At 70.8% G+C, this 20,818-nt stretch carries 20 protein-coding genes and 1 tRNA gene; 8 read left to right on the forward strand and 13 right to left on the reverse strand.

Annotated elements, in window-relative coordinates; translation table 11 throughout:
- Nucleotides 1–5: 5 nt before the first annotated feature.
- Both C472_RS06910 and C472_RS06915 read left to right on the forward strand, forming a co-directional pair.
- On the forward strand, nt 6–1,871 hold the full coding sequence (locus C472_RS06910) for an ABC transporter permease (RefSeq protein WP_006629098.1): 1,866 nt from the start codon (nt 6–8) through the stop codon (nt 1,869–1,871).
- Entirely contained in the window at nt 1,852–3,030 is a 1,179-nt protein-coding gene (locus C472_RS06915; protein WP_006629099.1) for an ABC transporter ATP-binding protein, read from the forward strand. Before C472_RS06910 ends, C472_RS06915 begins: the two co-directional genes overlap by 20 nt.
- Nucleotides 3,031–3,338: 308 nt before the next feature.
- Here C472_RS06915 and C472_RS06920 read toward each other — a convergent pair whose 3' ends face one another.
- Nucleotides 3,339–3,653 carry an RPA12/RPB9/RPC11 RNA polymerase family protein gene (locus C472_RS06920; RefSeq protein ID WP_006629100.1) on the reverse strand — a complete coding sequence of 105 codons (315 nt, stop codon included), beginning with the start codon at nt 3,651–3,653 and terminating at the stop codon, nt 3,339–3,341.
- Nucleotides 3,654–3,857: 204 nt separating this feature from the next.
- Here C472_RS06920 and C472_RS06925 point away from each other — a divergent pair, with 204 nt between their 5' ends.
- Nucleotides 3,858–4,115, forward strand: coding sequence for a DUF7561 family protein (locus tag C472_RS06925; RefSeq protein WP_006629101.1), 258 nt, complete (start codon nt 3,858–3,860; stop codon nt 4,113–4,115).
- Between the two features lie 52 nt (nt 4,116–4,167).
- Here C472_RS06925 and C472_RS06930 read toward each other — a convergent pair whose 3' ends face one another.
- A complete protein-coding gene (locus C472_RS06930; RefSeq protein WP_006629102.1) occupies nt 4,168–6,606 on the reverse strand; it encodes an amino acid permease in 2,439 nt (812 codons plus the stop codon).
- A gap of 229 nt (nt 6,607–6,835) precedes the next feature.
- On the opposite strand from C472_RS06930, the gene C472_RS06935 reads away from it, so the two are divergent.
- Nucleotides 6,836–7,945 carry a pyridoxal-phosphate-dependent aminotransferase family protein gene (locus C472_RS06935; protein ID WP_006629103.1) on the forward strand — a complete coding sequence of 370 codons (1,110 nt, stop codon included), beginning with the start codon at nt 6,836–6,838 and terminating at the stop codon, nt 7,943–7,945.
- Nucleotides 7,946–7,962: 17 nt separating this feature from the next.
- On the opposite strand, the gene C472_RS06940 is transcribed toward C472_RS06935, so the two are convergent.
- The 3 genes from C472_RS06940 to C472_RS06950 form a co-directional block, all read right to left on the reverse strand.
- Complete coding sequence (locus C472_RS06940) at nt 7,963–8,280, reverse strand: hypothetical protein (RefSeq protein WP_006629104.1); 318 nt, start codon at nt 8,278–8,280, stop codon at nt 7,963–7,965.
- A gap of 67 nt (nt 8,281–8,347) precedes the next feature.
- Nucleotides 8,348–8,647 (reverse strand): DUF424 domain-containing protein, encoded by a 300-nt coding sequence (locus C472_RS06945; RefSeq protein WP_006629105.1) that lies wholly within the window; start codon nt 8,645–8,647, stop codon nt 8,348–8,350.
- A complete protein-coding gene (locus tag C472_RS06950) occupies nt 8,648–9,580 on the reverse strand; it encodes a tetratricopeptide repeat protein (protein WP_006629106.1) in 933 nt (310 codons plus the stop codon).
- Between the two features lie 254 nt (nt 9,581–9,834).
- On the opposite strand from C472_RS06950, the gene C472_RS06955 reads away from it, so the two are divergent.
- Nucleotides 9,835–10,536: an SdpI family protein gene (locus C472_RS06955; protein WP_006629107.1), complete on the forward strand. Its 702-nt coding sequence runs from the start codon at nt 9,835–9,837 to the stop codon at nt 10,534–10,536.
- Nucleotides 10,537–10,623: 87 nt separating this feature from the next.
- Nucleotides 10,624–11,280, forward strand: coding sequence for a DUF7119 family protein (locus tag C472_RS06960; RefSeq protein WP_006629108.1), 657 nt, complete (start codon nt 10,624–10,626; stop codon nt 11,278–11,280).
- Between the two features lie 9 nt (nt 11,281–11,289).
- Here the strand turns inward: C472_RS06960 and C472_RS06965 are convergent, their stop codons facing one another.
- Nucleotides 11,290–12,612 (reverse strand): M20/M25/M40 family metallo-hydrolase, encoded by a 1,323-nt coding sequence (locus tag C472_RS06965; protein WP_049906414.1) that lies wholly within the window; start codon nt 12,610–12,612, stop codon nt 11,290–11,292.
- Nucleotides 12,613–12,735: 123 nt separating this feature from the next.
- Here C472_RS06965 and C472_RS06970 point away from each other — a divergent pair.
- Nucleotides 12,736–12,809: transfer RNA gene (locus C472_RS06970), tRNA-Lys, on the forward strand.
- 223 nt (nt 12,810–13,032) lie between these two features.
- On the opposite strand, the gene C472_RS06975 is transcribed toward C472_RS06970, so the two are convergent.
- From C472_RS06975 to C472_RS06990, 4 genes are all read right to left on the reverse strand, one after another.
- The gene (locus C472_RS06975; RefSeq protein ID WP_006629110.1) at nt 13,033–13,854 is read right to left on the reverse strand and encodes an alpha/beta fold hydrolase; all 822 of its coding nucleotides are present in this window, start codon (nt 13,852–13,854) and stop codon (nt 13,033–13,035) included.
- Between the two features lie 168 nt (nt 13,855–14,022).
- Nucleotides 14,023–14,679, reverse strand: coding sequence for a lactate utilization protein (locus tag C472_RS06980; RefSeq protein ID WP_006629111.1), 657 nt, complete (start codon nt 14,677–14,679; stop codon nt 14,023–14,025).
- Nucleotides 14,680–15,113: 434 nt separating this feature from the next.
- Nucleotides 15,114–16,766: a thermosome subunit alpha gene (gene thsA, locus C472_RS06985; protein ID WP_006629112.1), complete on the reverse strand. Its 1,653-nt coding sequence runs from the start codon at nt 16,764–16,766 to the stop codon at nt 15,114–15,116.
- 494 nt (nt 16,767–17,260) lie between these two features.
- Complete coding sequence (locus C472_RS06990) at nt 17,261–17,803, reverse strand: KH domain-containing protein (protein WP_006629113.1); 543 nt, start codon at nt 17,801–17,803, stop codon at nt 17,261–17,263.
- 160 nt (nt 17,804–17,963) lie between these two features.
- Between C472_RS06990 and C472_RS06995 the strand changes: the two genes are divergently transcribed.
- Nucleotides 17,964–18,482: a GNAT family N-acetyltransferase gene (locus C472_RS06995; RefSeq protein WP_006629114.1), complete on the forward strand. Its 519-nt coding sequence runs from the start codon at nt 17,964–17,966 to the stop codon at nt 18,480–18,482.
- 30 nt (nt 18,483–18,512) lie between these two features.
- On the opposite strand, the gene rio1 is transcribed toward C472_RS06995, so the two are convergent.
- From rio1 to C472_RS07010, 3 genes are all read right to left on the reverse strand, one after another.
- Nucleotides 18,513–19,472 (reverse strand): serine/threonine-protein kinase Rio1, encoded by a 960-nt coding sequence (gene rio1 / locus C472_RS07000; protein WP_006629115.1) that lies wholly within the window; start codon nt 19,470–19,472, stop codon nt 18,513–18,515.
- Nucleotides 19,473–19,512: 40 nt separating this feature from the next.
- On the reverse strand, nt 19,513–20,061 hold the full coding sequence (gene hjc / locus C472_RS07005; RefSeq protein ID WP_006629116.1) for a Holliday junction resolvase Hjc: 549 nt from the start codon (nt 20,059–20,061) through the stop codon (nt 19,513–19,515).
- A gap of 98 nt (nt 20,062–20,159) precedes the next feature.
- On the reverse strand, nt 20,160–20,726 hold the full coding sequence (locus C472_RS07010) for an NADPH-dependent FMN reductase (protein WP_006629117.1): 567 nt from the start codon (nt 20,724–20,726) through the stop codon (nt 20,160–20,162).
- Nucleotides 20,727–20,818 lie beyond the last annotated feature (92 nt).

Genomic DNA, 20,818 nt, shown 5'->3' on the forward strand with positions numbered 1-20,818 from the left:
AGCGCGTGACCGACGGCGACGACCACGGCGGGGACGCCGACGACGGCGGGGACGCCGACGATCACGGCGACGACACCGACGATCATGGCGGCCGCTTGGCGCGGGTCCGCGCCGGGACCGAGGCGCGCGCGCTGACCGCGCTCGCGGTCCTCACCAGCCTCACGCTCGTCGTCGCCTTCTACTACCCGACCGCGACCGTCCTCGTCGAGGCGGTCGTCGTCGACGGTGCCGTTACCCTCGGCGTCTTCGCCGACGTGCTCACCGACCCCTTCTACTTCGGCGAACTCGCGCGCCTGCTGTCCGGCGAGCCGCCAGGAGTCGTCGCGCGAGCGCTGCTCTCGCCGGACCGCCGGCTGGGGATCGTCGGGTTCACCGCGTATCAGGCGGTGCTCTCGACGGTCGCGAGCGTCGCCCTCGGCCTCCCCGCCGCCTACCTGCTCGCCCGCTTCGAGTTCCCGGGCCGGAAGACGCTGCGCTCGCTGACCATCGTCCCGTTCGTCCTGCCGTCGATCATGGTCGGGGTGGGGTTCGTTGCCACGTTCGGGCAGAACGGCACCCTGAACGCCGCGCTGAGCGCGCTCGGACTGCCGCCGGTCGATCTCATGTTCACCCTCGAAGCCGTGGTGATCGCCCACGCGTTCTACAACGCGCCGCTCGTCGCGCGCGTGACGACCGCGGCGTGGGAGTCGGTGGACGCGAGCGCGGTCGAGACCGCCCGGAGCCTCGGTGCCGGCCCGGTGCGGGCGTTCGTCGACGTGGTCGCGCCGCAGGTGTACCCGGCCGTGCTGACGGGCGCGGCGCTCACCTTCGTGTTCACGTTCGGGACGTTCCCCATCGTCCTCGCGCTCGGCGGGTTCGAGCTGGCGACGGTGGAGGTGTTCGTCTACCGGCTGGTGCGCGACCTGAACTACGCCGAGGCCGCCGCGCTGGCGGTCGTCGAACTCGTCGTCTCGCTCGCGGTCCTCCTCGCGTACCTCCGCTACGAGGCCCGGAACGCGACCAGCACGCGAGGGGCGCGACCGCTGCCGCGCCGGTCGCTCGTCCCGCCGTCGCTCTCCCCCCGCGAACTGCTGCCGCGGGCGGGGCTGGCCGCCTACGGCGTCGTGGCCGCGGTCGTCTTCCTCGCGCCGATCGCGTCGATGATCCTCGCGTCCGTCACGGGCGGCGACGGCGCGCTCACGCTCGACAACTACCGGTTCCTGGTCGAACGGCAGCAGACGGGCGCGGCGTTTCAGGTGCGGCCGTGGCCCGCGATCCGGAACTCGCTGGCGTTCGCGGGGGCGGCGACCCTGCTCGCGCTCCCGATGGGCGTCGTCGTCGCGGTGCTGACCACGCGGCGGTACCGGGGGCGGACGCTCGTCGACGCGGCCGCGATGGCCCCCCTCGCGGTGTCCGGGATAATCGTCGGGCTCGGGCTGCTCCGGGGGCTCGTGTTCGGGGTCGAGATCGCGGGCTGGCGGATCGCGGCCGGCGGCGCGGTCGCCATCGTCGTGGCGCACGCGGTCGCGGGCTACCCGTTCGTCGTGCGCACCGTCTCGCCCGGGCTCTCGGGGCTGGACCGCTCGCTCGTCGAGTCGGCGCGGGCGCTCGGCGCGTCGCGGGCGCGGGTGATCCGCGACGTGGAGCTCCCCCTCGTCTGGCCCGCGGTCGTCGCGGGCGCGGCGTTCGCGTTCGCCATCTCGATCGGGGAGTTCACCTCGACGGTGGTGCTGGCGACGGGGGCCGACGCGTACACGATGCCCGTCGCGATCGAACGGTTCATCGGGCGGCGGCTCGGACCGGCGACCGCCATGGGCGTCGTCCTGCTGGTCGTCACCGGACTCAGCTTCGTCGTCATCGAGCGGCTGGGAGGTGAACACCGTGGCCTCTGACCCGGACGGACTGGCGGAAGGTAGCGGCGACAGCGACCCCGTCGCCGTCGAACTCGACGGCGTGACGAAGCGCTACGGCGACGCGACCGCCGTCGGCGACGTGAGCCTGCGGGTGCGCGAGGGCGAGTTCTTCACGCTCGTCGGCCCCTCCGGCTGCGGGAAGACGACGACGCTCCGCCTGATCGCGGGGTTCGAGGACCCCTCGGCGGGGACGGTCCGCTTCGCCGGCGAGTCGGTCGCCGGGGTTCCGCCCGAGGACCGCGACGTGGGCGTCGTCTTCCAGAGCTACGCGCTGTTCCCGCACATGACCGTCGGCGAGAACGTCGCGTACGGGCTCAACTTCGCGGACCCGCCCGAGGGCGTCACGCGCGACGAGCGCGTCGCCGACCTGCTCGACCTCGTCGACCTCCCCGACGCCGCCGACCGCGACCCGGAGAGCCTCTCGGGCGGCCAACAGCAGCGGGTCGCGATGGCGCGGGCGCTCGCGCCCGGCCCGGACGTGCTCCTCTTAGACGAGCCGATGAGCGCGCTCGACGCCCGCCTGCGCGAGCGGCTCCGCGCGCAGGTCAAGCGGATCCAGTCGGAACTCGGGATCACCACGATATACGTCACCCACGACCAGGAGGAGGCGCTGGCCGTCTCCGACCGCGTCGCCGTGATGAACGACGGAACTCCGGAGCAGGTGGCCCCGCCGCGGACCGTCTACCGCGAGCCCGCCACCCGGTTCGTCGCCGAGTTCGTCGGCGACAACAACGTCTTCTCGGGCGAAGTCCGCGACGCGCCCGCCGACGGCGAGTTCGCGGTCGCCGTCGACGACGCGGACGAGACCCTGCGCGTCGGGACCGACGAGTCCGACACCCGCCCCGAACCGGGCGACCGCGCCGACTTCTGCGTCCGCCCGGAACACCTCCGGGTCGCGGGGGACGGGGACCCGAGCGCGACACGCGACGCGGACGCGACGCGCGACGGCACCGAGAACGCGCTGCGCGCGACCGTCGCCAGCGCGGAGTTCCTCGGCGAGACGACCAGAGTCACCCTCGACTGGGGCGACCGCGAACTGCTCGTCCGGACCGTCGACCCCCTCGACGGCGCGGTCACCGTCTCGTTCGACCCCGGCGACGCGCACGTGATCGAGGTCGAGGGCGAGAACGACAGATAACGGCGGTGGCGCGTGCCTGCGAGGCCGCACCGCGGCCGAGCAGCACGCGCGAGGGAGTCGCGAACGTAGTGAGCGACGAGGCTGGGGAGGCATGAGGTGCGGTCGCTGTGCTGTGCTGGGCGGGACTCGAAGGGGCAGTCGGGAGGCGGGCGCAGGTGACGTAAGCACCGCAGCGAAGGAGCGATAGCGACTGAGCGAGGAGCGCAACGAGCGTGCGCCCGCCTCCCGGCTGGGGCTTCGGCGGTCTCGGTCACAACGTCGGCGCTGTAGTCGCTAAGGCTTCGACAGCGCTCACGAGATCCGCGCCGTTATTCCCGCCACTTGTGGCCGCACTCGACGCAGGTGAACAGCCGGACCTCGTAGGAGCCGCCCGGCTTCGGTATCATCTCGGAGGTGGCCCGGTCGCCGTCGCAGTCGGCCGCCGGGCAGGGCTCCTGTACCGTCTCGGCGGCGTCCCGCGTCGCGTCGGCCACGTCCGGCGCGCCGTCGTCCCGCTGCCCGTCCCGGGTCGCCATCGCCGCTTCCGCCTGCGAGTCCCGCGGCTCCTCGTTCTCGCAGGAGCGACACGCCCACCTGTCGCCCTCCGTGTGCATCATCGAGCCGCACTCGTCACAGAACTTCATGTGGCGTGGACGTACGCGGCTTCGGATATACGTGTTAACTTCCGGTCGACGCGGATTCCCCACGCCCGCTCGGACCGACCCGCCCGAGACCGACCCGCCCGGGACCGACCCGCCCGGGACCGACCCGCCCAGACCGACCCGCCCAGACCGACCCGCCCGAGACCGTGCCGACACCTCTTACCGCGCCGACCCGTTAGGTCGGGTATGGCCTCCGAGTCGTGCGACGTCTGCGAGCGGTCCGTGCGGATCGCCGGCGGGATCGGCGACCTGTGGAACTTCGCGTTCGAGTCGACGCAGGGGCTGACCCTCGAACTCACCGACGGATCGGAGTTCTTCCTCTGTTTCGACTGTATGGAGAAACTGCCCGACGACCACGAGCCGACCGCCGAGGACGTCGCCGACCTCCGCGAGCGCACCGAGCCGGTCGAAGACGACGGCAACCACTTCTGGCACTGGCGCTGACGCGAGGGACTTCTCGGACCTCCGCGTACCGCTCGAAAAAGGGACCGTCGCGTCAGTTATCGCCCGACTCTTCTCCCGACTTCTCGCCCGACTCTTCTCCCGACTTCTCGCCCGACTCTTCTCCCGACTTCTCGCCCGACTCCTCGTCGATCTCCGGCGTCGACGGCTCCGGCTCGACGCCGGTGTCGGCGGGCGTCTCGGTCGCGTCCGTCACGTCGTTCGACCGCGAGCCGCTGCCGAACAGGCGGGCGCGGAGCCCGCGCTCGCTCCGCGGTTCGGCGAGCAGCACGGAGCAGTTCACCTCGTTGAGCACGTCCAACACGAGCGACCCGCGCACAAGCCGCGAGAGCAGCCCCTTCTGGGTCGCGCCGACGATCAGCATCGTGGCGTCGCGGGCGGCGCGCTCGATGCTGGTCTCGACGTCGCCGCTCTCGATCCGCAGCGCCGCGTCCGAGAGGTCGTGCGCGTCGGCCCACTCGGAGAGGAACGCGCGGCCCGCTTCCTCCTCGCCCGCCTCGGTGACGTGGAGCAGCGTGACCTCGCCGTCGAACTCGGTCTGGAGCATCTTCGCCACCGCGCCCGAGAGGTCCGAGGCCGGACCGCCGGCCGTCGGCACGAGGATGCGCGAGGGGTCGAACCCGCGGTCGCGGAACACGAGGAAGTCGGAGGGCAGCGAGTACGCCAGCTCGTCGATGGCGGACTCGGCGCGCCCCGGAGCCCCGTGGGAGTCCTCGCCCCAGCCCATCACGGTCATGTCGGCACCGTAGGTGCGCGCGGCGTCGAACACCTCCTCGAACACGCGGTGCGATAAGACGACGTGCGTCTCGACGTCGACGCCGAAGGTCTCCGCGTCCTCGCGGGCCTGGTCCAACAGGCCGTGGGCCGCCTCGTGCGCGCCGCGGTCGCGGGCCGCCTCCAGCGAGGTCTGGTCGGGCACGTTCGCGATGTTGACCGCGACGACCGTCCCGTTCCGCTGCTTGGCGATGGCCGACGCGAGCGTGATCAGGTGTTCCTCGGTCTTGGGGTTCGCGAGCGGCACCATCACGCGGTAGTCGCCGCCGCTCGGCTGGACCGAGGTGGCCGCGGAGACGGCCTGATCGGGCAGCTCGTCGGAGCGGTCGAGGATCCACGTCCCGAGCACGCCGCGAGACTCCACCTTGCCGCGGGCGTACAGCAGGTACCAGAGCACGGCGAAGGCGACGAGGCCGGCGGAGAGGAGAATGATCGTCGGCTCGATGTAGACGATCAGCGCGAACGACGACAGCGTCCCGATGATCGGGACGGCGGGGTAGAACGGGACCTCGAAGTCCGGGTCGTACCCCCCGACTTCCGACTCGCGCATCACGATCAGCGCGATGTTGAGCAGTCCGTAGACGATCAGGTGGAGCACGGAACCCATCGCCGACAGCGACTCGACGCCGCCGGCGACGAGGAAGAGGAGGATGAGCGCGCCGGTGAGCGCGATCGACTTGTACGGCGTGCCGAACCGGTCGTGGATCTCGTTGAGCTTCGGGGTGACGATCTTCTCGCGGCCCATCGCGAAGTTGATCCGCGACGACGAGAGGATGGAGGCGTTCGCCGACGAGGCGGTCGCGAGCAGCCCGCCGATCAGGAGCATGCCGGCACCGACCGCGCCGAGTGAGTAGCCGAACACCTCGTAGTTGCCGAACAGCAGGCGGGCGGCGTCGACGACCGCGGTCTCGTTGTTCGCGACGAGTTCGTTCGGGACCGCCGCGAGCAGCACCAGCAGGAACAGCGCGTACACGACCGTGACGATAACGACCGAGCCGAGGACCGCGAGCGGGAGGTTCCGGCCGGGATTTTTGATCTCCTCGGCGACCGAAGTGATCTGTACGAAGCCGAGATACGAGACGAAGATGACCCCCGTCACCGGGAGCACTTGGCTCGTCGTCTCCGAGGTCGCGAACGGTCGCAGGGAGTCCACATCGGCGTTCAGCAGGCCGACGACGGTGAAGACGGCGAGGATGCCCAGAAGCGACATCACGATGACGATCTGGAGGCCGCCGGTCTCCTTCGCGCCGAAGTAGTTGACCGCGATGAACAGCAGCGCGCCGGCCAGCCCGATCACCTGCGCCGCTTCCAGCGTCAGCGGGCCGAGTCCCACCGGGCCGATCCCGACGAGCGCGTTGACGTACTCGCCGAAGCCGTACATGTAGAACGCGGAGGCGAAGGCGAGTCCGAGCCAGTTCGCCCAGCCGGCGATCGAGCCGAACATCGGGCCGAGCGCGCGGTTGACGTAGAAGTACGCGCCGCCGGACTTCGGCATCGCGGTCCCGAGTTCGGAGGCGGACAGCGCGGTGAAGAGGGCGATGACCCCGCCGAGGACGAACGTGGCCGCCGCGAGCGGGCCGGCGCGGGCGACCGCGGTGCCGGGCAGGACGAAGATCCCCGCGCCGATCATCGTCCCGATCCCGATCGTGAGCGCCGCGAGCGGACCGAGGTCCTTTGCGAGTTCCTCGTCCCCGCTCACGGCGGATCACCTCGGGCGGTTGTGACTCTTCGGGCGTGTATCATACCTGTTTTCGCTCCCCCGTTCGTATAAACCCGGTTGATCCGGTCGGCTGCGCCGTCTTCGGAAGGTCAGACTGTCCGCGGGCGGCCGGAACGCCCCACGGGGCGGGCCGCGTCGGATCGCGCCTTTTGAACGGAACACAAGGTCCATACCCTCACGCGACGCGGTACGATCCAAGGTGGATCCCGTGACGAAGAAACGCGAATACCGCGACGACTACGACGACAAGACGCTGTACATCCCCGGGCCGACCGAGGTCCGCGAGGACGTGATCGAGGCGATGACTGAGTCGACGTTCGGCCACCGGATGGACCGGATGACCGACCTCTACACCACCATCGTCGAGGACACGAAGGAGTTCCTCGGCACCGACAACGAGGTGGTCATCCTCACCGGCTCCGGCACGGAGTTCTGGGAGGCGACGACGCTGAACCTCGTCGACGAGCACGTCCTCGTCCCGACCTGCGGCGCGTTCAGCGAGCGGTACGCCAACGTCGCCGAGCGCCTCGGCAAGACGGTCCACCGGCTGGAGTACGAGTGGGGCGAGGCGGTCAAGCCCGCGGACATTCGGGAGGCGGTCGAGTCCGCCGACGTCCACTACGACATGGTCGCCGGCGTGATGAACGAGTCCTCTACCGGCGTCCGGAACCCGATCGAGGAGATCGGCGACGTCCTCTCCGAGTACCCGGACACCTACTTCGCCGTCGACGCCGTCTCCTCGCTCGGCGGCGACTACGTCGACATCGACGAACACGGCATCGACGCGATCTTCGCGTCGACCCAGAAGGCGTTCGCGATGCCGCCGGGACTGGCGGTCTGCGTCGTCAGCGACGACGCCTACGACCGCGAGGTCGAGAAGGGGGACTCCTCGTGGTACGGCGGCTTCCGCCGCACGATCGACTACTACGACCGGAAGGGACAGACCCACTCGACGCCCGCGATCCCGATCATGTTGGCGTACCGCAAGCAGATGAAACACATGCTCGACGAGGGGCACCGCGCCCGCGACGAGCGCCACCGCGAGATGATGGAATACGTCCACGACTGGGCCGACGAGCACTTCGCGATGTTCCCCGAGGAGGGCTACGAGTCGCAGACCGTCGCCTGCATCGAGAACACCCGGGGGATCGACGTGGCCGCGACCATCGAGGGAGTGAGCGAGGAGTACGACATGGCCTTCTCGAACGGTTACGGCGACATCGGCGAGGAGACGTTCCGGATCGGGCACATGGGCGAGCACACCGTCGAGAGCGTGAAGGAACTCACCGACGCCATCGAGGACGTGGCGGACCTCTAGTCCGCTAAACCCTGAACTCAGTCCTCGTCGCGGTCGGCGACCCGTTCGATCCGGTAGATCCGGCCGCCTCCCTCGGTCCGGTCGGTTCCCGTGACGACGAAGGCGTGGTCGCCGACGTCGACGATGTCGCCCGCGGCGAGCGGCTCCGACGGGTCGTCCGGATCTCCCGCGTCCGCGTCCGGTTCGGCTCCGCCGTCCGCACCGACCGCGTCGACGGCGTCCGCGCCGACGCCGAGCGCGGCCTCCCCGCGGTCGATCGCGCGCCGCCAGAAGGCGTCCGAGGGCGGCCGCGGTCCCAGCCGCGACGCCAGTTCGCTCCGCGTGAGTCGTCTCATCGGGTTCCCCTCGTCGCGCGAGCCCTTATCCGGTTCGGATCCCCGCCGACCGAGGCGAGAAGAGTCGCTACAGCCAGAGCAGCTGCGCGTGCCGCGTCTCCTCGAACTCCAAGACGGTCTCCTCGTCGACGAGGCCGGCCTCGACGGCGACGCCGACCGCCTCCGTTCCGACGATGTTCGCGACCTGCGCGCGCTGGAGGCCGGCGACGACCTCCTCGGCGGTCGCCTCGACCGCGTCGTCGCCCCCGTAGAACTCCTCGCTCACGGTAAGCGTGACCGGACCGTCCTCGTACGTCTCGCCGAGGCAGTCGGGGTCGCAGACGGAGACGAGCCGTCCCTCGGCGGTCTCGCGCTCGCGGAGGAGCATTCAGAAGCCCTCGGGACCCTCGCCCTGGAGCTCGCGCTCCGGTCCCTCGGCCTCGCCGTCCTGCCCGCCGCGGCCGCCGGCTCCGGGCTGGCTGCCGGGTTCACCGGGCTGCCCGCCCCGACCGCCGGGGCCGGGCTGGCCGCCGCGACCGGCCGCGCCGGCCTGCCCGCCGGGACCCGGTGCCTGACCGGTCTGTTCTTCGATCAGCTGTTCTTCAGTCTCGCGGCGGAGCTCCTCGGCGCGGTCGGCGACCTCCTCGGCCTGTTCGTGTTCGCCGGCCTCTTCGAGGGCCCGCGCCTTCTCCTCTAAGACGCCCGCATCGCGGTAGCCGAGGCGGATCGCGTTGTCGAAGCACTTGACGGAGTCTTCGGCGAGCCCGCGCTCGACCAGCAGGAAGCCGCGGTTGTACCACGCTTCGGCGAAGCGGGGGTCGGCCTCGACGGCGCGTTCCGCGTGTTCGAGCGCCTGCTCGCTGCGGCCGGACTCCCAGAGGGCGTACGCGAGGTTGGTCTCGGCGGTCGCGGCGTGCTCGGACTCCTCGTCGATGCGTAGCGCCTCCTGATACGCGCCGATAGCCTGGTCGAACTCCTCCAGTTGGGCGTGGGCCGCCCCCTTGTTCACCCACGCCTCCTGCGCTTCGAGCGAGTCCTCCTCGGCGAAGCGGGCGGCGCGTTCGAACGTCTCGGTCGCCTCCTCGAAGCGGTTGATCCCCATGTACGAGAGGCCGACGTCGATCAGTTGTTCGACGTCGACGTCCTCGCTGCCGATGTTCCGGCGGTCGAGCTCGTCGGTCAGCGCCCGGGAGTCGACCGGGTCGACGCGGCTCGGGTCCTCGCCGAGCTCCGGCGGGTCCAGCGTGAACGCGTCGTAGTCGGCGTCGACGCCCTGCCCCGAGGAGAACTCGTGGCCGTCGTCGTCGCGTTCGTCGGTCATGCCCCGAGGTTGGCGGTCACGACGCGTAAGGGTTGCGTCGCGCGGGTCCTTCGGGGGCTGTTCCCACGGGAAACGGCCGGGAGCGCGGTCGCTCCGGCGAACGCGGCCGAACGCTTCCCTCCTGTCGCGGCCGGCCGAGCGGACGGGTGCGGTCGAGACGATCACGAGGTGATCCGAGCTTCGTCGGGAGTACAGCGCTCGAAACGGCGGATCGCGGCGTGGTTTTATTACGTCGGCGCGCGGATCTCGGAGAGATGACACGTCCCCGACTCTCCACGCGGCTCCGGTTCGGCGCGGCGGCCCTCCTCGTCGCCGTCGGTGCCGCGGCCAGCCTCGCGGTCGCGCCGGACCTCCCCGAGCGGATGGTGACGCGGTGGAACGCCGCCGGCGAGCCGGTCGGCACGCTCTCGAGGGCGGCCGGGATGTGGTTCGTTCCGGGGCTCGCGGCCGGGCTGCTCGGCCTGTTCGCGCTGCTCCCGCGGATCGACCCGCTCGGCGCGAACATCGCCGCGTTCCGGGTCCACTACGACCGGTTCGTCGTCGTGTTCACCGCGTTCCTCGTCGGGCTCCACCTCGCCGTGCTCGCCGTCAACCTCGGCTACGCGGTCGACGTGACGACGCTCGCGGTGGCCGGCGGGGCCGCGCTGTTCTACTACCTCGGCACGCTCTTACCGCACGTCGAGCCGAACTGGTTCGTCGGGGTCCGGACGCCGTGGACGCTCAGCGACGACGACGTGTGGGACCGGACTCACGCGCTCGGCGGCCGGCTGTTCAAGCTCTCGGCCGCGATCGCGGTCGTCGGCCTCCTCGTCGGCGAGTACGCCGTCTACTTCCTCGTCGGCCCGGCGCTGGCGACGGCCGCCGTCACCGCGGCGTACTCGTACGTCCTGTACGCGCGCCGCGAGGACGACGGGAGCGACGGCGACCCCGACGCCGCGGGCCGGACCGCGAAGTAGGCGACCGCCGAGCGTCGACGGACGGAGGCGACGGCGAGTTCCGCCCCGGTGCCGGGCGTTTATGTCCGCGGCCGCGAAGGGACGTGTATGACCGAGGAGTCACGCGCGGACCGGCGGTCCCCCGTCGGCGAGCCGGTGGTCCGGTCGGACCCGGCGGTGACCGGCGACCGGGCCACCGAGGCGGTGGGGTTCGACCCGAACGACCCCGACAGCGTCGCCGAGGCCGCGGAGACGGTGGCCCGGTTCGCGGCCGGCGACGTGGGGGACGACGACAACGTCCTAATGTTACGCGGGGCCGCGGCCTGCGCGGCGCTCGTCCGCGGCGTCGGCTCGTACAAGGAGGCGGCCGAGCGCGCGGGCGGCGACGTCTCCGTCGCGTTCATCCGCAAGTGGGCCCGGGTCCACGACCTCCCGCAGGCGATCCGGCGACAGGTCGCCAACGGGCGGATCGCGCCGAGCGCCGCGAAACACGTCGCGCGGCTCGGCGGCCGGGACCGGTACCTGCTCGCGTGGGCGGCGATCGACGGCGACCTCACGGTCCGGGAGGTGCGCGCGGTCGCCTCCGCGGTCAACGACGGGACGGACATCGAGAGCGCGGTCCGCGACGCGGGCGTCGAACTCGGGCGGCTTCAGGTCCGGCTCCCGGCGGACACCTACGTCGAACTCCGTCGACGCGCCTCCATGGAGAACGTCGAGCCGGGGGAGATCGTCGCCGAGGCGGTCGACGCGTACCTCGACGAGTAGCGGAGTCGGTTATGAGCCGGCGGCGCGGTCGGTCGCGAACCGCACCGCGGCGGCGGCGATCGCCTCCCTCGCTCGCTCGACTTCCCTCCACGCGATCGTCTCGTCGGGGTAGTGCGCCTCGTCGATGGTCCCCGGACCGAACAGCACCGCCGGGACGCCGGCCGCGACGAAGTGCCGCGAGTCGGCCCCGTACGTCGCGCCCCGCGGCTCGACGTCGGGGAGTCCCGCCGCGACGAGGCCGGCGCGGACCGCCTCGACGACCGGTTCGTCCACCGCGATCTCCGCGGGCTCGAACTGGACGGAGAACCGCTCGAACCGCGGCGGGTGGTCGCGAAGCCACGGGTCGTCCGCGACCACCGACGCCAGTCGCTCGCGGAACGCCGACTCGACCTCGGCCACGGTCTCGCCCGGGGCGACGCCGATCCGGAACTCGGCGGAGAGCGTCGCGGGGACCGTCGACGCCCACGACCCCGCCTCGACGCGCCCGCAGACGACGGGCCACGGGACCGGGGACTCGCCGTACAGCCGATGGGAGACCGACTCGCAGCGCTCCCGCTCCAGATCGGCGAACGCCTCTCGCACGGCCTCGAACCGGGGGAGAACGTCCTCGCCGCGCCACCGCGTGGCCGCGTGGGCGCTCCGCCCGTCGATCTCCAGTCGCGCCATCAGCGACCCCTCGGCGGCGACGACGGGGCACAGCTCCGTCGGCTCCGCGACGATGGCCGCGTCGCGCTCGAACGGGTACGGGCTCGCGAGCGCGGCGGTCGCCGCGCCGTAGCCGCCGTCCTCCTCGCCCGCGACGGCCTCGACCGCCAGCCGGAGCCCCGACGGCGGGAGCGAGACGGAGCCGTTCGCGACCGCGGCACGGAGGTCCGCGGCGGCACCGACGCAGGCCGCCAGCCCCGACTTCATGTCGGCCGCGCCGCGGGCGGTGAGCGTCGCGCCGCCCTCGTCGCCGCCGGCGTCGTCCCAGGCCGGCTCGAAGGGGTCGCTGGACCACTCGCCCGGCTCGGCGGGGACGACGTCGAGGTGGCCGTTCAGCGCCAGCGTGGGCGTCGAGGCGTCCTCGCCGTCCTCGCGAGCTGCGTCCGGGTCCTCGGCGTCGACCTCGCCCAGTTCGAGGACGCCGGCGACGCTCCGCCGTCCCTCGACCGCCGCCGCGTCGACGTCGTCGGGGAAGGAGGGGTGGTCGGCGAGGACGGCGGGGTCGGCGTCCCAGCCGTACGTCTCGAACCCGAGGTCGTCGAGCGCGCGCTCGACGAAGTCGGCCGCGGCCGCCTCCTCGCCCGCGGTCGACCGGAACCGACAGAGGTCGGCGGCGAACGCGCGCATGTCGAAGTCGGTCGTCACGTCCCCGGCGACGGCGGCGGCCGGGAAACCGTTTCGGGTCGCGGGGGCGACCCCTGCCGCGGTTCTAAACGTTTATCCGTCGGCTGACCCTACCTCGATCCGTCTGGGCCGGTAGCTCAGTTAGGGAGAGCGTCCGGCTTTTAACCGGACGGTCGGGGGTTCGAATCCCTCCCGGCCCGCTTATGCCGCCGCGAGCAAATCCGCGAGCGGCGGCACTGTGCTGAGGGAGGGTTCGGACCAGGGAGCACGCAGCGCCGAGCGGAGCGAGGCGACCGTGCGAGTGGGGTTCGAATCCCGTCGCACCCAGAGGTGCGACTGACCCACGCTCGCTTCGCTCGCGTGGATCCCTCCCGGCCCGTACAACGAGACGGTGAGCGACGCGAACCGCGGACCGCGTCGCCGTCACGCCGTCTCGGCGAGCCACTCCAGCGCCGCAGTCCGGTGATCGAGCAGCGTCCCGAGGTGGTCGGTCGCGGCGTGCTCCAGCGTGCCGCCGCGCTCTCGGACGAGCGATCGGACCGGCGGGAGCGGCGTGTTCTCGTCGTCCGTCCCGTGCCACGCGCGGACGGCCGCGTCGGACGGGCCGAGGTCGAACGTCCCGTCGGCGAACGACCGGTTCTCGCGTTCGACGGCGCGCGCGCCGGGGGCGAGGGCCTCGTGGAAGTCGGCCGCGACCGCGTCGGCGACGGCGTCGGGGACGGACCGGTCCGTGTACTGCGAGACGACCGCGTCGGGCCCCGAGACCGACGCGAACGCCTTCGAGAGGCGGAAGACCGCCCGCAGCGCGAACGGGACCGACGCGAGCGTCGCGAGGGCGTTGTCGGCCGGGGGGACGACGGTGCTGATCAGGGCGGTTCGGGTCACGCGGTCGTCGGTCGCGGCCGCGAGCGCGAACGGGCCGCCGCCCGAGAAGCCGAGCGCGCCGGCCCGGTCGACCGACTCCGCGTCGAGGAGCGCGGCGGCGTCGCCCGCCCAGTCCGACGGCGACCGCTCGCTCGGGGGCGGCGAGGAGCGACCGTAGCCCGGCCGGTCGGGAACGAGGAGGCGCACGCCGGCCTCGGTCGCGGGTGCCGAGAGCAGCGCCCCGAACAGCCGCGACCCCGGGGTTCCGTGGTGGACGACGACCGGGAAGCCGTCGGGGTCGCCGCCGGTCGCGTACGAGAGGGTGCGTCCGTCGGGGAGGGTACACGCGTCCGTCGGAAGGGTCGTCGACTGAGGCGTCATAGTGGGACCTACGCGCCGGTTCTCGGAGGGGCCGAAAACGGGTTGCGGTCTCGCGATCCGGCGTCGCGGCGACCATAGTCTCGGCGTCGCGGCGGTGCTGCGGCTCACGAGCGTCGAAACCGGGGGGAGAAAGCGTGTCGCCGTCGGGGGGACGAGCCGTCGGCCGAGTCAGTAGCCGAGCTGCTCGCGCACGAGGACGAGCGTCGTGCGGCCCTCCTCGGTCTCGCGTCGGTAGACGAGCTGTTTGGCGATGGCGGACTCGACGCCGTACGCCTCCTGCGCGCGCTCGTTCTCCAGCGGATACGCGACCGATTCGAGGCGGTCGAACGCGTCCGAGAGCGTCGGGACGATCTTGTTGATCCCGCTGACGATGACGACGTTGCCCGCGGCGAACGGGTACGCGCCGATCCGACTGCCGGAGAGGTCGGCGGCGACGAGCTCGCCCGTCTGCGCGATCGCGTTGATCCCGCCGAGGAAGTAGTCGGCCGTCTGCGACTCGCGGCGCGCGGTCTGTCGCTCGGCGTCGTCGTCGATGCCCCAGATCTGGTCCGGGAGGCTCTCCCAGTCGTGGTCGCCCTCGCCGAGGAAGTCGTCGAACCCGATCTCTTCGAGCGTCGTGGAATGTCCGTTCATCACGGAGACGCCGTCGGGGATCTGGGACTTCACCGTCTCCAGCGCCTCGTCGGCGTCGTCGACGACGATCACGTCGAAGCCGCGCTCCTCCAGGTTGGCGACGGCCTCCTCGACCGTCTCCGCGTCCGGGACCTCGTCCAGTTCCGCGTCGATCTCCGCGTCGTCTGCGTAGTCCGCCTTCTGCTGTGACATTGTGAACGTGAGAACCTCGTCTACGGATCGAAGGGTCGGGAGTCACTTAACCGCTCGCGGACACCGCCGTCCGGTGGTTACGCGGGTGTTACCCTCCTGTCGCGCGAACCGAATGTGAGTGGTGGTAGCGTGGTCCTCGATCGGGGATTCCGGAGACGCGGACGAACGACGAGCCGACGGCTCTCCGGTCGCCGGGTCGGTCGTCGATAAAAATCGCGTGTCGTCGTGGCCCGAAGGGGCGCGCGACGGTCGGTCGTGAGGCGGTTCGGTGAAACGGCTGCGGTCGGGTCAGGGGGCGTGTGAGTTCTCGCCGAACTTCACACCTCGCGGGTCGCGTGGGCTCACGGGGCGCGTCGCCCCGTTCGCTTCGAGGTCTCCCTGCGGTCGACCTCGCTCGCTCCCCGCTCGGTATCGAGGTTCTTTCAGAACCTCGCTTACATCGCGCCGCCCATGCCGCCCATGCCGCCCATGCCGCCGCCCATGCCGCCGGGCGCGCCGCCGGGGCCGCCCTCGTCGCCGCCGTCGTCGGTGCCGCCGCCCTTGAGGTCGCCGGCCGCGATGACGTCGTCGATGCGGAGGATCATGACGGCCGCCTCGGTGGCGGACTCGATGGCCTGGGTCTTGACGCGGAGCGGCTCCACGACGCCCTCGGCCTCCATGTCGATCACGTCGCCCGTGTAGGCGTCGAGACCGGCTCCGAACTCGCCGCCGTCGTGGCGGGAGCGGAGGTCGACCAGCGAGTCGATGGGGTCGAGACCCGCGTTCTCGGCGAGGGTGCGCGGGACGACTTCTAAGGCGTCGGCGAACGCCTCGACGGCGAGCTGCTCGCGGCCGCCGACGGAGTCGGCGAAGTCGCGGAGCTGCAGCGCCAGCTCGGCCTCGGGCGCGCCGCCGCCGGGCAGGACCTGCCCGTCGAGCAGCGTCGTGCGGACGACGCCGAGCGAGTCGTCGATGGCGCGCTCGACCTCGTCGACGACGTGTTCGGTGCCGCCGCGGAGGATGAGCGTGACGGACTTCGCCTCTTCGACGTCCTCGACGAAGATGCGCTCGTCGCCGCCGATGTCCTTCTGGGCGACGGAGCCGGCGAAGCCGAGGTCGTCGGACTCGATGTCGTCGAGGTTGGAGACGACGCGGCCGCCGGTCGCGCGGGCGAGGCGCTTGAGGTCGTCGGACTTCGCGCGGCGGACGGCGAGGATGCCCTCCTGCGCGAGGTAGTGCTGGGCCATGTCGTCGATGCCGTCGCCCACGAAGACGACGTCAGCGCCGATGTCGACGAGGTGGTCGACCATCTCGCGGAGCTGCTCTTCCTCCTGGTCGAGGAACTGCTGGAGCTGGTCGGGGTCGGTGACGTTGACCTCGGCGTCGATCTCCGTCTCCTTGACCTCGATGGCTCCGTCGAACAGCGCCACGTCGGCGTCCTCGACGGCGAAGGGCATGTTCTCGTCGACGCGCTCCTTGTCGACGATGACGCCCTCGACGAGCTCGGACTCGTCGATGGAGCTGCCGACGACCTTCTCGACGGAGACGTTCTCCGTGTCGATGCCGTCGTCGTCCTGAACAGCGAGGACGGCGTCGACGACGAGCTCGGCGAGGAGGTCCTTGGAGTTCTCCGCGCCCTTGCCCGTCATCGCCGTCTCGGCGATCTCGACGAGCGTGTCGTAGTCGTCCGCGGAGACGTCGATGGCCTCCTCGTCGAGGATCTCCTTGGCCTTCTCGGCGGCCTGACGGTACCCCTGCGCGAGGGTCGTCGCGTGGATGTCCTGATCGAGGAGCTCCTCGGCCTGATCGAGGAGCTCACCGGCGACCACGACCGCGGAGGTGGTGCCGTCGCCGACCTCCTCCTCCTGCGTCTCGGAGACCTCGACGATCATGTTGGCCGCCGGGTGGTCGATGTCCATCTCCTTCAGGATGGTGACGCCGTCGTTCGTGACGACGACGGACCCGCCGGAGTCGACGAGCATCTTGTCCATCCCTTTCGGGCCGAGCGTGGTGCGGACGGACTCCGCGACCGCCTTGCCGGCCGTGATGTTCATGTTCTGCGCGTCCTTTCCGGAGGTACGCTGCGACTCTTCGGAAAGTACGATCATGGGCTGATTGCCCATCCGCTGGCGCTGTGACATTACAACCATTGATTGTTTGTGATTCTATATAAACGTTTCGCTCGGTGCGTGCGAAACCGCAACACGGTGGGGGAACATCGGCCGCCATGAGTTACGTTCACACGCTCCTTTATATAGAACTCCAGATCGACCGTTGGCGGGNAGGAGCGCAACGAGCGTGCGCCCGCCTCCCGGCTGGGGCTTCGGCGATCTCGGTCGTGACGAGAGCAGCAGCGTATCATCTCCCGACTGAAGCTTCGGTGGTGCCCGTACCGTTCATCGATTGATAAGGTTTCAACTGTTGAGCCAGGCAAACGTGCCGATCAAAATAGTGAATAATCCAAGAAGAATCGTACGGAGATTGGGTTGTAGCAAAGAGATACCAAGAATAACGAATCCGGCTATAACGGAGAGAATCCCGGAGAGTTTCCGGTACTGCTGTAGAGACATACGACGCAGTAGTGTATCGTGTTTTTAGGTCCTTACTGGGGCGCGTTGAAGCTCACGTCGTCGTCGAGTTCGTTCGACATGCGCTCTAAGTACGAGTACACCGCGCCGTGGGGAGCCCCGTCCAGCAGCATCCCGACCGCCCGCCGAACGACCTCGAGCTCCTCGGGCTGGCCCACGGCCCCGACCGTCGAGCCGTAGACGACGACGTTCGCGCCCGACAGCTCCTCCATCAGCTCGCGGGTTCGGCCGTTCTCGCCGATGATCCGGCCCTTCTTGCGCTGGAGGTCGTTGTCGTTGCGGGTGTGCTCGGACAGATCGATCAGGTCGAGCGTCCGGAGGTCGTGGTCGAGGATCGACAGCGCCGTCTCCGGCTTGAAACCGCGCCCGATCGCCTTGATCACGTCCGGGGCCACCATGGCGGCCACCGGGTCGTCCCGCTCCTCGATGGCGACGCTGCCCGACTCCGAGTCGATGTCGAGCCGCACGTTCGCCCGCTCTTCGATCTCCCGCATCGTCTCGCCACCAGCGCCGATGACGACGCCGATCCGGTCCTGCGGAACCGTCACGTGTTGCATATCACGGAGTACCCGGCGGAGCCTTTTAAGCGTGTTCCGCCGGACGCGAGTGTGTGCCGGTGTGACGGTTCTCGCCGGCGATCTGGGGCCGCGACAGCGGCGTCGACACCGGCTGTCACACCCGCGGGAGCGTTTTATCATCGCGCGCCGATCCCCGGCCGTGGAGATCCGGCCTCCCGAGACCGACGAAGACCTGCGGGAACTGATCCGGGCGCACGGCCGCTCGTGGCGCGCGGCGTACGATGGGATCCTCCCCGATCCGGCGCTCGACGAGATGACGGTCGAGCCGGCTTCCGAGGACGTCGAGGAGTGGGCGGACAGGCTCGACGGCGACGACAGCGCCGTCTTCGTCGCCGTCGTCGACGGCGCGGTCAGGGGGTTCGCCGACGTGCGCTGGGGCGCGGACAACACGAAGTCGTTCGTCGGCGAGGGTGAGGCCGGGGTGAAAGCGATCTACGTCCACCCCGACCGGTGGGGAGAGGGGGTCGGCTCGGCGCTGCTCGACCGCGGCCTCGACGCGCTCCCGGACCGGGTGGAGCGGGTCCGACTCGAAGCGCTCGCCGACAACGACGTCGGGGCCCGGTTCTACGAGGCGCGGGGGTTCGAACGGGCGGAGGCGGGCGAAACCGAGGTCGCCGGCGAGACGTATCCGACCGCGATATACGCCCGCGACTGCTGAGCCGGGAGGCGCGTCGGAGCGTCGACCGGATTACTCCACGTCCGCTCCCGCGCTCGACTCCTCGTCCGGCTCCCCGCTCGGATCCGGCTCCGGCTCGGTCACGTACGCGCGGAGGTCGTCGGGGTCGACGTCGATCCCCTGTCGGGTGAAGAAGGCCGCCACGTTCTCGCAGTCGCGCGCGAGGAACTCGCCGGCGTTCGGGTGATGGACCGTCACGGCCTGCCCCAGATCGATTATCACCAGCTCCCCCTCGTGGATGATCATGTTGTACTCCGAGAGGTCGCCGTGGATCAGCCCCGCGCCGTAGAGCCGGCGCATGTACTCGCGGACGACCTCGTAGGCGGTCTCGGGGTTCTCCACGTCGACCTCGCTCAGCCGCCGGGCGCGCTCCTCGGCGTGCCCGACCAGCTCCATCACGAGGACGTTCCGCTGGACCGCGATGGGTTCGGGAACCCGGACACCGGCCTTGCGGGCGCGTTCGAGGTTCGCGAACTCCTTGCGCGTCCACGCCAGCACGACCGCCTTCTTGTCGCTCGCGATCCCCTCGAACCGCGGGTCCCCCTCGAGGTACTCGCGCATCTGCCGGAAGTTCGAGGAGTTGATCCGGTACACCTTCACCGCGACCTCGCGCTCGGGCGTGACGCCCTCCGGACCGCCGCCGGCCGCTTCCGACCCCGGCTCCGGGCGCTCGCCCGCCTGCCCGCCGAGCGCCTCGAAGACGCTCGCCTCCTTGCCCGTCGAGACGGGGCCGCCGAAGGCGTCGACGTAGCCGTCCTGGACGAGCTTGTACACCGCCGCCAGCGTGGCGTCGTCGAACACCGACTCCTGCAGTTTGAACTGCTCGGTGTCTTTGATCCGCTTGCGGAACTCGTCGAACTCGCGGTCCTGCCGCCGGGCGATCCGGTCGGCCTCGGTGTCGGAGACGTCGAGCTGCTCCCACTCGTCGCCGGGCTGGTCCGCGGGTTCGAGCAGGCCGAAGTCCTCGCTCATTCGTCACCGAGTTCGACGCCGCGAGGGATAAGCGAGGGGGTCATAACACGTCCATCGCGTCCTCGACGGGCATGTGGCCGTCGCGGACCGCCTCCAGTACCGTCCGACGCTCCTCGGCCTCCGGGTCGGTCGCGTCCGCGTCGTCGCCGTCGTCGCCGACCTCGCCGAGGGTCACCTTCTCCGTCTCGCCGACGAACTCGGGGAAGTCGGTCCCCTCCGCGAGCGCCGTCTCCTTCTTGACGCGGTACGAGCCGGCGTCGGTGGTGTAGAGGTCGCCCGGGTGGAAGAAGTACCAGTCCTCGCGGTCGAACCGCACCGCGATCCGGGCCTTCGCGCCGAAGTTGCGCGCGAAGAAGAGCAGCGCCTCCACCTCCTCGCCGGTGAGATAGATGGGGTCGCCCGCGCTCGACTTCGCCTCGATGGCGTAGAACGTCTCGCCGTCGCCCGCGAGGACGTCCGGCAGCTCGCGCTCGGTGGCGGAGCCGCTGGCCGGCGCGCGCATCACGGCGAAGCCCGCCTCGTCCAAGGCGTTCACCAGCTCGCGCTCCCGGCGGTCCCCCTTCCGGTTAGCGGACACGGTCGTCGTCACCCGGTTCGGTCATGGGCGTCGTAGACGCGAGCCGGGCAAAAGCCCGGCGGGTCGCGGAGCGACGGACGGGGGTCGCGACCGGAGTCGCGCGCGGACGGTCACTCCCGAAGCCGCTCCGCGTGTTCGACGACGACGCGGCCCAGCCGCTCGGTGCGCCGGCGGATGTCGTCGTCCGTAATCCGCGCCCCGCCCGCCGGATCGCTCCCGGCTCCGGTTCCGCCCGTCTCGACGACCGAGGAGGCCCCCTGGATTCCGACCTCGTGGGGGACCGTCCACGCGTGGACGTTCCGGAACGTCGACCGGAGGTGTTCGAGCGTGCCGCCGTACGAGCCGCCGCCGGCGGTCGCGAGCAGCCCCACCGCGGTGTTCGCGTACTCGTCGGAGCCGCAGAAGTCGTGGAAGTTCTTGAACGTCGACGAGTAGGAGCCGCGGTAGACGGGGGTCCCCGCGAGGACGCCGTCGGCCTCGCGGACGCGACGCTTCAGGGCCTCGCTGTCGCCCTGCGCGTCCTCGTCCGGGTGGTACAGCGGGAGGTCGACCGCCCCGAGGTCGATCAGGTCCGTCTCCGCGCCCGCGTCGGCCGCGGCGTCGAGCGCGACCGACAGCGCGGCCCGCGTCGTGCTCTCCGCCCGCCGGCTGCCGGAGATGGCGGCGATCCGTGTCATACGCCGGATTCGGAGCGAGGCGACAAAAACGGGACCGGTTCGACGGGGCGAGCGCGTCGCTCCGTTTTCCATGACCGCCGCGGTGGCGTCGC

This window comes from Halorubrum tebenquichense DSM 14210, from assembly GCF_000337415.1.
GTDB lineage: Archaea > Halobacteriota > Halobacteria > Halobacteriales > Haloferacaceae > Halorubrum > Halorubrum tebenquichense.